Raw genomic sequence first — 14,004 nt, 5'->3', positions numbered from 1 at the left:
TCAGCCAAACAGGGTCTTGCAAAACTGCTTCATCGGGATGGGGCGGCTGTAACGATACCCTTGCAGATAGTCAACGTGGCGCGCCCGCAGGTAGTCCGCCTGCGACTGCTTCTCGACCCCCTCCGCGATCAGGATCAATTCAAGTCGCTTCGCCAGATCAATCACGTTTTCAACGATATGGCTGGAGAGTGCATCCGTGCCGATCATCTCTACAAAGCTCCGATCAATCTTGAGTGCATCGACCTGAAACTGTTGCAGATAGGTGAGACTGGAGTGACCGGTGCCAAAGTCATCGATAGAGATCAACACGCCCAGTTTACGCAATTCGGCAAACATCTGAGCGGTAGTCTCATCAGCCACCAGCAGTTCACGCTCAGTCAGCTCCAGCCCCAAATCAACGGGATTGTCCTTAAACGCGTCGAGAAAGGCCTTGCAGTCAGCCAACAGGTCAAGGTCCTGAAAGTGCTTGGCGCTGATATTGAAACAAAAATGGAACTTTGCCGGCAACTTGCGGGCATAAGGGGAGAAGTGATCGCGCACCTGCGCCATCAACAAGCTGGTCATGGGCACGATCAGCCCGCTATCTTCCGCCAGCGGAATAAAGCGATCCGGCGAGATCATCCCTTGCTTGGGATGCTGCCAGCGCATCAGCACCTCACAGCCACGCCACTGCTCATCCTCACCGGAGACCACCGGCTGCAGGTAGGGGACAAACTCCTCTTCGATCAACGCCCGCTTTAGCTCCTCCGCTGGCGAGCTGCTACGCCCCATCAGCCTGAAGGTGCCGAATCCAATCAGCAGCGCCAGCAACGGAGAGAGGATCAAGGTATATCTGGAGTATCGCCATGCGTGGCTCCAGTAGTCATGCACCGTGACCCGGGTGACGACCTGATAGGGGAAATCGGCCGAAGCGAGGGCAATATAACCCTCTTCTGTCGGAGAGGGCGCCGCCCCGACCTGACCTGAGCCAAACAGTGCCCTCTGCCCCACCACCAGAGCCATCGGGGAGTTCTTGCTGGAGATCTCCAGGGTATTGCGCAGGTAGTAGCCATCTACACCGATCAGCACACTCCCCTTGTCCGTTTCATGACGCAGCACGATCAAGGGGCGATCCGGTGTGACCTCATTGCCTGGCAGCAGTTGCAACCTGCCATCCACATAGCGGTCGGGATTGAAGGGGCCATCGTAGTCACCATAGAGCGAGGTGCAATAGATGTGGCTGCCTACAGCCAGATTGGCGGAACGGACATAAGGCACCGTGGCCACCTGTTCGCGCAGCAGTTGTGCCGCCTCCTTGCACGAGTGACCAAGCATCCCCTTCACATTGATGGCCGCCTGCTGGGCATGGCCGATGGAGCGCTCAAACATCACACGGGCATGCTGCAACCGTGAATCGGCATCACGCTCTGTCTCCGTCACCGTCTGCCAGATAACGGCAACAACCCCCAGCAGCAGGATCCCGCCCCCCATCAGCAGCGCCAAGAGAATCCTCGAGTAAAGCTGGCGAAGTTTCAAACGACGAAATGGCATGGCGGCCTCTTTGATGCTCGATAATGGGTGACAGCCTCGGTGGACAGGCGAAAAGGGTCGCCATAATAGCGATTGTTCAACAAATGTCCACCCAACAAAAATCAATCAATTCAAACTATTGTTCAACAATATGTCGTAAGAAGAGGATAGAGTTAACAAACGTCAAACAGAAAACTCCCGAAGCACGTCTCACTTGTTGAAGGGAAGCCACACCATTAAAGTTGAGCAAACGGCAGCAGGAGCATGCAGCGATGAAGATTCTTATTACCGGAGGGACCGGCTTTATCGGCCGCAAGCTGGTTGCCCATCTCAAGGTCAATCACGAGGTCGTGGTATTGAGCAGGCAGGGGAGCCGCGCTTACTCCCTGCTGGGCCACGATATCAAGGTATTGGATAACCTCGACCGGCTCGATGACCTCAATGACGTGGACGCAGTGATCAATCTGGCCGGTGAACCCATCGCCGCCGGACGCTGGAGCGAGTCGCGCAAACAGCTGCTCTGCGATAGCCGCTGGCTGCTGACCGAGCAGCTGGTAGATCTCATCAAGCTATCCAGCACGCCGCCCAAGGTGCTGATCAACGCCTCCGCCATCGGCTGGTATGGCAGACAGGGCACCGAAACCCTCGACGAGCAGTGCCGCTCTCCCAACGACGAGTTTACCCACCAGCTCTGCCAGCAGTGGGAGACCCTGGCGCAGGAGGCCCAGAGCCGCCAAACCCGGGTCTGTATCGTGCGGATCGGGCTGGTGCTTGGCATGGATGGCGGCGCCCTGCCCAAAATGCTCCCCCCCTACCGACTCGGACTCGGCGGCCCCATGGGATCGGGCGGCCAGATGATGAGCTGGATCCATGTGCAGGATCTGGTGCGCGCCATGCTGTTCTTGCTGGATCACGAAGAGTGCAGCGGCATCTTCAACGGCACTGCGCCCCATCCGGTCAGCAACCGGGAGTTCAGCCAGACCCTTGCCACCACGCTGCACCGTCCACACCTCTTCTTCGTCCCGGCGCCGCTGTTGCAACTGGTGATGGGGGAGGCGGCCGATCTGCTGCTGACCGGACAAAAGGTGATACCAGCACGGCTGCAACAGGCCGGTTTTCACTTCAGCTATCCCGAGCTGCCGAGCGCCCTCACCAATCTTCTGCGTGAGCCCCGCTAACTCACACCCGCTCGCTGCATCCGCTCGTCAGCACCTCGCATAACAAGCAGCCCGGCCAATGGCCGGGCTGCTTGTTTATTGTGGCTGCGCTATTGCACTCTGTGGCATCGGCTCGCGCTGTCGGGATTACAACAGTCCCTGACCCAGACCCCGCAGCCGATCGCTCAGGGTGCCAGCCAGCAGCTGGCGCTGCATCCCCTGCCCCGCCAGCGTCACCAGCAGTGCCCCCTGCGTCGGCAGGCCAAACCAGATGGCCCAGTGGAACTGCCACTGCCCCTCGAACCACCACCACTGCAGGCCAAAGGAGCAGAGCTCTACCACCATGGCGGCACAGAACCCCGCCAGCGCACCACTGGCCACCAGCTCCCAGCGCAGCATCTTCCTGAGCAGATCACTGCTGGCACCCAGAGTGCGCATCAACAGCAGCTCGCGCCGACGCTGGGCCATGCTAGCCTGGGTCTGGGTCAGCAGCACCAGCAGTGCGGCCACTGTCACCAGCCCCAGCATCAGCGCCAGCGCCCGGCTCACCTGCTCCGATACCTGAGTAAGCCGCGCAATCAGGTCATCCACATCGATAAGGCTCACCGTGGGGTGACGGCGGATCAACTCCACCTCGGCAGTGCGCCCCGCCTCGGGCAGCCGGTAGCTACCAAGCCAGGTTCGGGAGAAGGGTGCCAGCAGATCCTCGGAGAAGATCATGTAGAAGTTGGGGCGCATGTTGTCCCACTTGATGCTGCGCAAACTGGTAACCCTGGCGCCGAAGCTGCGCCCCTCGATGGTAAAGGCGAGCATGTCCCCCAGTTTGATATCGAGTCGCTTGGCCAGCTCACTATCCACCGACACCTCGCCGGGTCCGGCAAGCCATTTCCCGGCCACCAGCTTGTTGTCGATTGGCAGGGTTGCCGTGGTAGTGAAGTTGAGCTCCCGATCGACCCCCTCGCGGCCACTGCTGGCCCCCTCGCCCACCGCCTCACCAGCGATATGGGTCAGCCTGCCGCGCACCATGGGGTAGAAGTCGGAAGTGTTGGCCCCGGCCGCCGCCAGTTCGCTCAGGATCCCCTCCCGCTCGTTCTCCGCCACATTGACCAGAAAACGGTTGGGCGCATCAACCGGGAGACGAGCCGAAAACTCATCCAGCAGATCGACCCGGGCCGCCCAGAGCAAGCCAAACAGCATCAGCGCCAGCGCAAAGCCCGCCAGCTGAAACAGGCCGCTGCTGCGCTCGCGCGACAGGTGGGCCAGCGCCAGCCGCAAGGCATGAGGCCCGCTCACTCTCGCTCCCAGCCGCAACATCAGCGCCGCCAGCAGGGCCAGCAGCCCCATCAGCAAGCCCATGCCACCCACCAGACCCAGCGCCAGCCGTACATCGGCGGTAAAGCCCCAGACCAGCGCAAACAGCCCGAACAGGCCGACCGGCAGGGCCAGCCAGGGGGGAATACCCGCCTCCAGCTCCCGGCGCAATACCCGCAGCGGCGGCACTTTCAGCAGCCGCAAGAAGGGCACAAAAGCGAGCAGCAGGGTGATAAAGAGCGCCACCGCCACCCCCAGCGCAAAGGGGCGCCAGGAGGGGGGCGGCAGATCCGGCGGCAGCAGGTCCCCCAGCAGTTGCAAGGTGATCCACTGCATGGCTGTGCCCGCCACCAGACCCAGCAGCGCACCAATCAGCGTCAGCGACAGCAGCAGGGTTCCCATCAGTTGCCAGAGCGAGCGACGTGATGCCCCCAGCGTCTTGAGCAGCGCCACCATATTGGTCTGGCGCTCGGCAAAGTGGCGCACCGCAATCCCCATCGCCAACGCCCCCAGCAACACCCCGCTTAGCGAGGAGAGCCGGAAGAAACGTTCAGCATTGGCCAGCGAGCGGCCCACTTGGGATTCGCTGTCATCCGGTTTGATCCACTTCTGTCCGGCCTGCAATTTCGGCAACAACCATTGCTCGTAACGGGCCAGCGATTCCCGCGGCCCCTTGAACAGATAGCGCCACTGCTGGCGACTGCCGGGGAGCAGGGCGCCGGTCGCTTCGATATCGGCACTGTGGATCAGTGCACGCGGCGCCAACAGGAAGGGACTGAAGCCCTGATCCGGCTCCTCGCCAAGCAGGCCTGCCACCTTGAGCACCGCATTGCCTACCTCCAGCTCATCCCCCGTTTTGGCCTTGAGCAGCTGCATCACCCGGGCGGAGAGCCAGATCTCGCCGGGAGCCGGGGCGCGGGCAGGTTCCAGAGTGAGCTTGCCGTAGAAGGGAAAACCGTCGGGCACTGCCCGAATGGAGGCGAGCTGCAACGCATCACCGTGAAACAGCATGCTGTTGAAGCTGACGGTGGTCTGCACCGCCAAGCCATCCTGTTTCGCTCGGGCCAGCCAGCCATCCGGCAGAGCAGCGGCAGTACGCAACACCCGATCCGCCCCGATAAAGTCGCGGCCCGACGCCTTGAGTCCGGCATCGAGCCGATCCGCCACCAATGCCACACTCAAGACGCACGCCACGCTAAGCGCTAGCGCCAGCACAAACCAGCGCAGCTCGCCGCTGAAACCTTCCCGGCGCAGCAGTCGCCATCCCAATCGCCACTGCATCATCCCTTGCATCTCCCGCTTGACCCGCAGCTCACCCCGTTACACCACATCATGGGCCACCTCGCGATCCAGCCGACCCGCCGTCATGACAACTTGCCGCTGGCAGCGCTCGGCCAACTGATGGTCATGAGTCACGACCACTAGCGTGGTGCCGTGCTTGCGATTGAGTTCAAACAGCAGCTCGATCACCTTCTCGCCGGTCTTGCTGTCGAGGTTGCCGGTCGGCTCGTCCGCCAGCAGCAGACTGGGGCGGGTCATAAAGGCGCGGGCAATGGCCACCCGCTGCTGCTCACCGCCGGAGAGCCGTGGCGGCAGATGGTGCAACCGCTCGCCAAGCCCGACCGCGGCCAACAGCTCGCGGGCTCTTGGTTCGCAATCCCGCTCACCGCGCAGCTCGGCGGGCAGCATCACATTCTCCAGCGCCGTCATGGTCGGAAGCAGCAGGAACGACTGGAACACAAAACCGATCTGCTCGGCGCGCAATCGGGCCCGCCCCTCCTCATCCAGCTCGCCAAGGGATTTGCCGAGGATCTCGATATCTCCCTGACTCGGCATATCGAGCCCGGCCAGCAATCCCAGCAGGGTGGACTTGCCGGAGCCGGAGGCACCAACCAGGGCCACCGTCTCGCCGCTATTGACTTGCAGATCGATCCCTTCAAGGATGGTGAGGCTTTCCTGGCCGAGGCGAACCGATTTGCCGAGGCCCTTGACGACAATAATGGGGGTTGAACTCATGCTCTGTATCCTTTGTTCCAATCCCTTGATGACAATCCATAGCGGGAGTTGAATTGATGGTGCGTATTCTGTTTGCCTTGTTCGTTGGCCTCGGCAGCCTGCTCTCGTCGGCTCAGGCCCAGACCCTGCTGGTGCTGGGTGACAGCCTGAGCGCCGGCTATCAGATGCAGGTTGAGCAGAGCTGGCCTGCCCTGCTCAACCAGAAATGGCAGGAGGAGGGGGGAAAACACACCCTGCTCAATGCCAGCATCAGCGGTGAAACGACCCAGGGGGCGCTGGCCCGTCTGCCCGCTCTGCTGAAAGAGCACAAACCGGACTGGCTGCTGATCGAACTGGGGGGCAACGATGGCCTGCGCGGCTTCGCACCGACCATTACCCGCCAGAATCTGGCCAGCATGATCGCGCTCGCCAAGGAGCAGCAGACCCGTGTGGTGTTGACTCAAATCCAGCTGCCCCGCAACTACGGTGCCCGCTATCTGCGCCAGTTCGAACAGATCTTTCCCGAGTTGGCCCAGGCTAACGATCTGCCTCTGCTGCCCTTCTTTATGGATGATATTGCGCTGCGCCCTGAACTTATGATGAACGATGGTATTCATCCCACCCCGGCGGCCCAGCCCCAAATCCGCGATAAAGTCGCCCGCTTTATGGAGCCGCTGCTCAGCCAATAAGCCCGCCGTCTATCACCAATATCCCATAACAAAATATCCCGCCAAACTTGGATGTTTTGAATGGTCGACGATCTCGGCATGGCACCTTGCTTCAACCAATCCATCGCCAATACCTAATAACAACACATCCCGCCGAAGCGGGATGTTTTGTTACTGATTTAGCATAACCGGCAGGCAGCGTCTCAACTTTCCAGCACCTGGCGCAGCCGCTCCTGGGCCACGCCGACCAGCAAGTCGGGCTGGAATTTGGAGATAAAGCGGTCGCACCCCACCTTCTTGACCATGGCTTCGTTGAAGTTGCCGCTCAGGGAGGTGTTGAGGGTGATAAAGAGATCGGACATACGCGGATCGCTGCGTACCTCGTGGGTCAGGCGGTAGCCGTCCATCTCCGGCATTTCGGCATCGGTGATCATCAGCAGGATCTCGTCGGTCACCTTCTTGCCAGCATCGCACCACCCCTTGAGCAGGGTCAGCGCCTGCAAACCATCCTGACACTCGATCACCTCAAGCCCAAGCTGGCCCAGGGTCTCGCGCACCAGATTGCGGGCGGTGCTGGAGTCATCGACGATCAGCACTTTGCGGCCATGCATCTCGGGCAGGATCTCCCGATCCAGCACCTCTTCAGAGATCCGGATGTCATAGGTGATGATCTCCGCCAGCACCTTCTCTACATCGATGATCTCGACGATCTGATCCACCCCATCTTCGGGAATGCGGGTGATGGCGGTGAGGTAGTTGGCGCGCCCGGCAGAGCGCGGCGGTGGCAGTATATCCTTCCAGGTCATGTTGACGATGTTGGCCACCTGCCCCACCAGAAAGCCCTGAATGGTACGGTTGTACTCGGTGATGATGAGGTTGGATTCACTGTCGATGGGCATGGGGCGCATACCGATGGCGCTGCGCAGGTTGATCACCGGGATCGAGGTACCGCGGATATTGGCCACCCCGCTGATATTGTGATGGGAGCCCGGCATCTTGCTGAGATGGGGCAACTTGACCACTTCCCGTACCTTAAAGACGTTGATGGCGAACATCTGACGGGTGCCGAGACGAAACATCAACAACTCAAGGCGGTTTTCACCCACCAGTTGAGTTCGTTGATCAACGGAATCCAATATACTCGCCATACGCTGATATCCATCTGATTATTAATCGACTCTATTATAGAGGCTGCCCGCCAGGAAAGGCAGGCGCATTTTCAACCAGAGCGACCAACCAGACAAAAAAAGTGAGGCCGAAGCCTCACTTATCTCATTGATTTTAAAATCAATAGCTACAGACAGACTTCCAGCTGCCATCGGTTGCCTTGGGCTCGCTGCTGGTCCACCAGTTCGCCTGCCACACTACCTTGTTATGGGTGATGCGATCGCCGCCATTGGCATGATCCCCCTGCGGCCAGCTCGGATAGGCCTTGTAGGCCGCCGGATTGACGTTCTGGCTGCTGCAGCTGGTGCCCGGATTCTCGCCACCCCCCGAACCCAGCACGGCCTCCGGCAGGGTCGGGAACTCGGCCTTGAGACCAATGGTCTGGCTGCCGCTGATGATGCGCATGCCGCTTGGCACGCCAGCGGCGGGCAGGTAGTAGGTCATGGCGACTTCAATCTCGGCCCCCGGTGCCAGAGTCTGCCATCCCGGCAGGTTCATGGCGACCTTGTGGAAGTCCTTCTCGTTGGCAATGCCTTCCGAATTGTCGTTGCCACCGCTCTCCACCACTTTCAGGCCCATGCCACTCTGATCCGTGATGGTGTCAGAGGTGGAGGTGGGCACCAGAAACTCGATGCGCGCGCCGCCCGGAATGGTCTGGGTCGACTTGTTGACCAGCTTGAGTTTCGGGTTGATCGGGTAGTTGGAGTCCCCTTCCTTGAAGCCGGAGAGGCTGACCTGGATGTCGAGCTGGGCGCTCGGCGCAGCCAGATCGTTTTGCTTGGTGTTGTACGGAGTTGCCTTGGCAAACTTCTCATAAGCCAGGGTGGTCAGGGTGCTGCCCATGCCGTACTCGTTCTTGGCCGGATCGAAGGCGTAGTCACCAGCCATCTCCCAGAACATCACGCCACCCAGACCGCGCTTGATGATGTAGTCGAGCTTGTGGCCCATGGACTCTTCATCTTCGGTTGAGAGGAACACCTTCTTCTCTTCGTTCCACAGCCAGGGCGCGTGGGCCTTGTCATCGTAGTAACGCACATACGTGCCCTGCATCACGTGCGCCGGATTGTTGGGATCCAGACCCCAGGCAGTGCCATAACTCGGCAGCGTGGTGATGCCAAGGCTGGCTGCATGCTCCAGGTTTTTGGCATGCCACATGGGCACGGCGCCACCGCCGATCTCTTTGCCGTTCTTATCCAGATCATGCCAGATGTTGTCGATGCCGACCGCCCCGTTGCCGCACGGAATGGTGCTGCCACCAGTGCCCGGCTGGCACTCGTTCTGGCTCGGCAGGGCTGCCTTGCCACCCAACCCGTGACTGCCACCGCTTACCCCCTGCCAACCGCGGGTGTAATAGGGCACGCCAACGTTGATCTTGCCAGCCGCCAGCGCACCGCGGAAGTAGTGGGCAGACCAGGCGGCGTTGAGGTAACCGATACCGCCAAACTGGGTCTGGGTATAGACGCCCCAATGGGAGAGCTCGGGGTCAGCATTGTTGTCGAACAGGGCCGCATTGTGACCGACAAAGTGGTTCCAGGCGCCGTGGAAGTCATAGGTCATCAGGTTGACGTAGTCGAGGTACTGGGTGACCTGGAAGTTCTCCATCCCGCGCAGCAGATAGGCCGAGGCCGGTGAGGCGATGGTCAGCATATACTTGCGGCCATCTTCGTTACCGGCGTTGTCGAGCCGCGCCCGCAAGGTCTTCATCAGCACCTCGTAGTTGGCAAACAGCTTGGCCCGGCACTGGTTGGAGAGCGGGAAGTCGTTGGGATTGCCCGCATCCTTCATCGAGGTGGGGTATTCGTAGTCGATATCGACCCCGTCAAAATCGTACTGGCGGATAAAATTCACCGCCGAGTCAGCCAGGGTGTTGATACCGGCAGTATTGACCGAGCAGTCCCCCTTGGTAGTGGCAGTGTAGAAACCGCGGGTATCGGCCCAGCCGCCGACCGAGATGAGGGTCTTCACGTCCGGATACTGCTTCTTGTACTTCGACAACAGGTTGAAGTGGCCCTTGTAGGCGAATTCAGGATCCATCTCGGCACCCGGCACGCCATCCCAAGTCATCTTGGTGGCTGCATCGTCCACCTTGATGGTGTGGCTCTGCTCATCCACCGCCGCAAAGGCGTAGTTGATGTGGGTGATCTTGTTCCATGGAATATCGCTCACCAGATAGGCAGGCAGGCCGTTCTTGCCGGTGCGCCAGGAGGTGAAGTAGCCGATGACCCGGCGGGCATGGTCATCCCCCATGCACTCGTAGCCATCCGGGCGATAGACCTGGCGAATGTCACAAGAGAGGTTGCCACCGGTGGGCGGCAGCGCGGCCTCCTCGACATTGACGGTCACCGCCGCCGACTCGCCGCTCAGATTGCTCTTGTCAGTGGCCACCAGCTTGAGGGCGGCACTGCCTTTGGCATCCGGCGTCCAGTTCACCTGCCAGGGGGCAGTGGTATCTTCGCCCACCTTCTTGCCGTCGACATAGAGCTCGACTTTGGCCACATCGTTGTTGGCATCGGTGACGTTACCGCTCACCGCCACACTGCGACCCAGCGTCACCTTGGCTCCATTGGCCGGGCTGCTGATGCTCGCCTTGGGGGCCTCTGGCGCCACAACGGCGGCGACGTTGAAGCTCGAATCCGCTTCGCTCAGCACCTTGCCGTCTTTATCCAGCGCCCGTGCCTTGAGGGTATGGCCTCCCACTCCGGCGGCGCTCCAGCTGGCACTCCAGGGCGAGGCGCTCGCCGTGGCGACCAGCTTGCCGTCAACAAGATATTCCACCCGGGCCAAGGCCGTTACCGGGCCGCTCAAGGTCACCGCCAGCGCCACACTGGTACCTTCGTTGAAGCTGGCACCGGCAGCCGGTGAGCTGACTGCCACACCGAGCGCAGGAGGAGGCACCTCGCCACCATAGGGCTTCCAGGCATCTGCCCAGACCACCCCTACCCCCGGCTCATAGTGATAGGGGGATGCCCCGCACCAGCCTGAATAGGGGAATTCTTTGCACTCGTAGAGGGCACCGACGTTGCTGACGATATCGCCAGCCTTGTAGGTAGTACCGGATTTATAGGCGGGATAAGCGGCCTGAGCCCACGCGGGCGCGGCCGCAAGGGCGACCAGCATGGCAAGCCTGCTGGGTCTGAAGAGCTGTTGCATATTGTTATCTTCCTTGTTTTGTCTTGGCATTGGTCACCAAGGCAAAGAACAATCGCAACCTGCATGATGGGCGCAGACAACTGGCAATGGACCTGCCACAAAAACCACCCCTCACCCAGGGAAACCCCGCTATCTGGATCCACGATCGAGACCGGAAGCATTGCGCCCCGACATCACTGCCGGTTTGCCCTTTACCTGGGTTCCGTGAGGAACGAACCCAGTATAGGAAGGCGACAAGATCCCCTCAATCTTTATTCTCAAAGAGAATTATCCCCTGCCACGAAAGCGTCATGATCACAGGGTTAAAATTGATTTAATTATCAAAAAAATCATATCGTTACTGGGATCATAAAAACGCTTTTCCTCATCTTCCCAGATTCGTTTAATGTGCGTTGGCTCACTGGTATGACATGCCAGAAATGTGACAATGCGCGCCCTTGGTCAACGAGCCAAGGCTATGGAATCACTGGCAAAAATAAAAAAGGAACACCTATGAAAGGTACTCGTACCCTGCTGTCGCTGGCCGTGGGGCTGGCACTTGCATCCTCAGGCGCCCATGCGGCATTTGTCTGCCCGTCCGATCCGGCTCAACTCACTCCCATCCCGACCATTCAGGGCACAGGCTCCGCCAGCGCGCTGGCCACCCAGACCGTGACCGACAAGAACGGTAACGTGACCGGTAAAATCAGCCCGGGCACCTTCAACGTCCGCGGTATCGTGACGACGCTTGGCCAAAGCCTGACCAAGGGGTTCTATCTGACAGACCCGGTGGGCGATGGCAATCCGGCCACCTCTGATGGCATCTTTGTCTATCTGAACGACAAGGACTTCGCGACCAAATATAAAGACATCAAACCGGGGGCTGAACTCTGCCTCGAAGCCAAGGTCGAGGAATACTACGGCGGCACCCAGCTCAAGCCCACCTTCGAATCCAGCAAAGCCCGCCTGCAAGTCACCGCACAAGGGCTGAATGTGCCGACCAGCGTACTGCTGGTCAATGAAGGGGAGACGCTGGCGCAAGCGCTCAATCGCCACGAAGGGATGCGGGTACGTCTCGACAGCAGCAGTGACCTGCACCTGACCCGCAACTACGGCTTCGACTACAAGGTCTATCGCAACAACGTAGAGTTGGCCCACAAAACCCCGCTGATCAAACCGACCCAACTTCATGTTGCCAGCAGTGCGGACGCTGTCGCACTGGCCACCAAAAATGGCAGCAACCGTCTAGTGGTTGAGTCTGATTACAAAGCACCGGATGGCGTACTGCCCTGGTTCCCGAGCTGGGATGCCGATCAGGGATATCTGCGCATCGGTGATCAACTGACAGGGCTGGAGGGGGTGATCGTATACAACAAGGATGCGTTCCGTCTGGTGGTACCGAGCGATGTCACCCTGACTGCCGGCGCCCTGCTGCGCAGCCCTGAAGAGGATCGTCAAGACGCGCCGGCTCGCCTCTCTGGCAGCGATCTGCGGATCGGCAGCTTCAACGTGCTCAACTACTTCACCAGCCACTCCAGCATCGGCGGCGCACTCAATATCCTGTGCAAGGATCAGGCGGATGCCGACAACGCCAAAGGTTGCAACCGGGGTGCCAAGAGCCAGCCTGAGTTCGAGAAGCAGCGCACCAAGATCGTCAATGCCATTACCGCAATGGATGCCGATCTGCTCGGCCTGATGGAGATGGAGAACAACGGCTTCGAGGATAACTCGGCCCTCCACAATCTGGTGACCCGCCTCAACGAACAGCAGAAGGATGCGAGCAAACACTACGCCTATGTGCGTCTGCCGGTCACTGCCCTTACCGATGGCAAGTTCTTCGGCGGCGACGCCATCATGGTGGCGATGATCTACCGTCCTGCCCTGCTCACCCCCAGCGGAGATGCCAGCGTCATCAAGTTGCCGGAGCAGCGCTACACCACAGGTGGTGTGGCCAAGACAGCCGGTCAGCGCGATTCTCTGGTTCAGACCTTCACCCTCGCCAAGAGCAAGGAGCCGTTGACGCTGGTGGTCAACCACCTCAAATCCAAGGGGTCAGGCTGCTACGAAAATGGCGATGGCAAGACAGAACCGGCCGACCTGCAAGGCAAGTGCACCGAGTTCCGGGTCTCTGCCGCCAAGGTGCTGGGTGAGGCGGTCAGCAAACTGCCGGGCCAGGTGCTGCTGGTGGGCGACTTCAACTCCTACGCCAAGGAAGATCCGATCCGGGTGCTGACCGACTACAACCCGGCCACCAGCGAGCGGAAGATCGTATCGGCTTCCCACACCTTTATCGGTGAGCAGTCCTATGAACAGCTCGGTCGCGAAGTGACTCGCAGCTACGGCCTGATCGATCTCAACGTCAAATTCAACAAGGAGAAAGCCATCTCCTACAGCTACGACGGGGAGCTGGGCACCCTGGACTATGCCCTCGCCAACCCGGCGCTGGCCAGCAAGGTGGCTGGTGTCGCCGACTGGCACATCAACTCCTTCGAGAGCTCCCTGTTCGAATACGGCAGCCAGTACACCGGCTCCCTGCTCAAGTCTGACAACCCCTTCAGTGCCTCCGACCATGATCCCATCATCGTCGACCTGAGACTGGAGAGCGATGCCACCAAACCGGACACCTCCTCAGGCGGTGGTGCACTGGGACTCGGCCTGCTGGCCCTGTTGCCACTGGCCTGGCGACGTCGCCATTAATCACAAGCGCATCTGAATAGTGCAAGCAAAGCCCGCGAGTCTCGCGGGCTTTTTCATTCAGGTCATTGGATTTACAAATGAAAGGCGCGGACGTATGGAGAAAATAAATGATGGAGAAAACAAAAAGGCCACCGCGATGCGGTGGCCTTTTGCTTCTTGTAACAAGAATTTGGTGGAGCTACGCGGGATCGAACCGCGGACCTCTTGCATGCCATGCAAGCGCTCTCCCAGCTGAGCTATAACCCCAAATTCGGTACTGAATGAATGGTTCTGGCGGCCATTCATCCTAAATAATGGTGGAGCTACGCGGGATCGAACCGCGGACCTCTTGCATGCCATGCAAGCGCTCTCCCAGCTGAGCTATAACCCCA

General features: G+C 59.9%; 8 protein-coding genes, 2 tRNA genes and 1 riboswitch. Of the genes, 3 read left to right on the top strand and 7 right to left on the bottom strand.

The window, feature by feature from the left end; all coding sequences use genetic code 11:
• Positions 1 to 1,530 carry an EAL domain-containing protein gene (locus tag OKC42_RS06645; RefSeq protein WP_179902390.1) on the bottom strand — a complete coding sequence of 510 codons (1,530 nt, stop codon included), beginning with the start codon at positions 1,528 to 1,530 and terminating at the stop codon, positions 1 to 3.
• Positions 1,531 to 1,781: 251 nt separating this feature from the next.
• On the opposite strand from OKC42_RS06645, the gene OKC42_RS06640 reads away from it, so the two are divergent.
• A complete protein-coding gene (locus tag OKC42_RS06640) occupies positions 1,782 to 2,687 on the top strand; it encodes a TIGR01777 family oxidoreductase (RefSeq protein WP_270819283.1) in 906 nt (301 codons plus the stop codon).
• A 126-nt stretch (positions 2,688 to 2,813) separates the two neighbouring features.
• Here OKC42_RS06640 and OKC42_RS06635 read toward each other — a convergent pair whose 3' ends face one another.
• Both OKC42_RS06635 and OKC42_RS06630 read right to left on the bottom strand, forming a co-directional pair.
• On the bottom strand, positions 2,814 to 5,261 hold the full coding sequence (locus OKC42_RS06635; RefSeq protein WP_270819282.1) for an ABC transporter permease: 2,448 nt from the start codon (positions 5,259 to 5,261) through the stop codon (positions 2,814 to 2,816).
• Positions 5,262 to 5,297: 36 nt separating this feature from the next.
• Complete coding sequence (locus tag OKC42_RS06630; RefSeq protein ID WP_236296928.1) at positions 5,298 to 5,993, bottom strand: ABC transporter ATP-binding protein; 696 nt, start codon at positions 5,991 to 5,993, stop codon at positions 5,298 to 5,300.
• 56 nt (positions 5,994 to 6,049) lie between these two features.
• Here OKC42_RS06630 and OKC42_RS06625 point away from each other — a divergent pair, with 56 nt between their 5' ends.
• Positions 6,050 to 6,661 (top strand): arylesterase, encoded by a 612-nt coding sequence (locus OKC42_RS06625; RefSeq protein ID WP_005335237.1) that lies wholly within the window; start codon positions 6,050 to 6,052, stop codon positions 6,659 to 6,661.
• A gap of 182 nt (positions 6,662 to 6,843) precedes the next feature.
• On the opposite strand, the gene OKC42_RS06620 is transcribed toward OKC42_RS06625, so the two are convergent.
• Complete coding sequence (locus tag OKC42_RS06620; protein WP_005335238.1) at positions 6,844 to 7,788, bottom strand: chemotaxis protein CheV; 945 nt, start codon at positions 7,786 to 7,788, stop codon at positions 6,844 to 6,846.
• 139 nt (positions 7,789 to 7,927) lie between these two features.
• Positions 7,928 to 10,957, bottom strand: a complete 3,030-nt coding sequence (locus tag OKC42_RS06615) for a glycosyl hydrolase family 18 protein (RefSeq protein WP_429089712.1) — start codon at positions 10,955 to 10,957, stop codon at positions 7,928 to 7,930.
• 116 nt (positions 10,958 to 11,073) lie between these two features.
• Positions 11,074 to 11,156: riboswitch (cyclic di-GMP riboswitch) on the bottom strand.
• A gap of 293 nt (positions 11,157 to 11,449) precedes the next feature.
• Here OKC42_RS06615 and OKC42_RS06610 point away from each other — a divergent pair.
• On the top strand, positions 11,450 to 13,633 hold the full coding sequence (locus OKC42_RS06610; RefSeq protein WP_270819281.1) for an ExeM/NucH family extracellular endonuclease: 2,184 nt from the start codon (positions 11,450 to 11,452) through the stop codon (positions 13,631 to 13,633).
• 170 nt (positions 13,634 to 13,803) lie between these two features.
• Here OKC42_RS06610 and OKC42_RS06605 read toward each other — a convergent pair.
• Positions 13,804 to 13,879: transfer RNA gene (locus OKC42_RS06605), tRNA-Ala, on the bottom strand.
• A gap of 48 nt (positions 13,880 to 13,927) precedes the next feature.
• Positions 13,928 to 14,003, bottom strand: a tRNA-Ala gene (locus OKC42_RS06600).
• Between the last annotated feature and the right edge of the window lies 1 nt (position 14,004).

Source organism: Aeromonas sp. Y311-2 (genome assembly GCF_027706025.1).
GTDB lineage: Bacteria > Pseudomonadota > Gammaproteobacteria > Enterobacterales > Aeromonadaceae > Aeromonas > Aeromonas veronii.
This window is presented reverse-complemented; position numbering and strand designations above follow the sequence as displayed.

What these genes read in the sequence shown, in the direction of transcription:
- OKC42_RS06630 (WP_236296928.1), bottom strand. Translation starts at nt 5,993, where the DNA reads ATGAGTTCAACCCCCATTATTGTCGTCAAGGGCCTCGGCAAATCGGTT.
- OKC42_RS06625 (WP_005335237.1), top strand. Translation starts at nt 6,050, where the DNA reads ATGGTGCGTATTCTGTTTGCCTTGTTCGTTGGCCTCGGCAGCCTGCTC.
- OKC42_RS06640 (WP_270819283.1), top strand. Translation starts at nt 1,782, where the DNA reads ATGAAGATTCTTATTACCGGAGGGACCGGCTTTATCGGCCGCAAGCTG.
- OKC42_RS06635 (WP_270819282.1), bottom strand. Translation starts at nt 5,261, where the DNA reads ATGATGCAGTGGCGATTGGGATGGCGACTGCTGCGCCGGGAAGGTTTC.
- OKC42_RS06645 (WP_179902390.1), bottom strand. Translation starts at nt 1,530, where the DNA reads ATGCCATTTCGTCGTTTGAAACTTCGCCAGCTTTACTCGAGGATTCTC.
- OKC42_RS06610 (WP_270819281.1), top strand. Translation starts at nt 11,450, where the DNA reads ATGAAAGGTACTCGTACCCTGCTGTCGCTGGCCGTGGGGCTGGCACTT.
- OKC42_RS06615 (WP_429089712.1), bottom strand. Translation starts at nt 10,957, where the DNA reads ATGCAACAGCTCTTCAGACCCAGCAGGCTTGCCATGCTGGTCGCCCTT.
- OKC42_RS06620 (WP_005335238.1), bottom strand. Translation starts at nt 7,788, where the DNA reads ATGGCGAGTATATTGGATTCCGTTGATCAACGAACTCAACTGGTGGGT.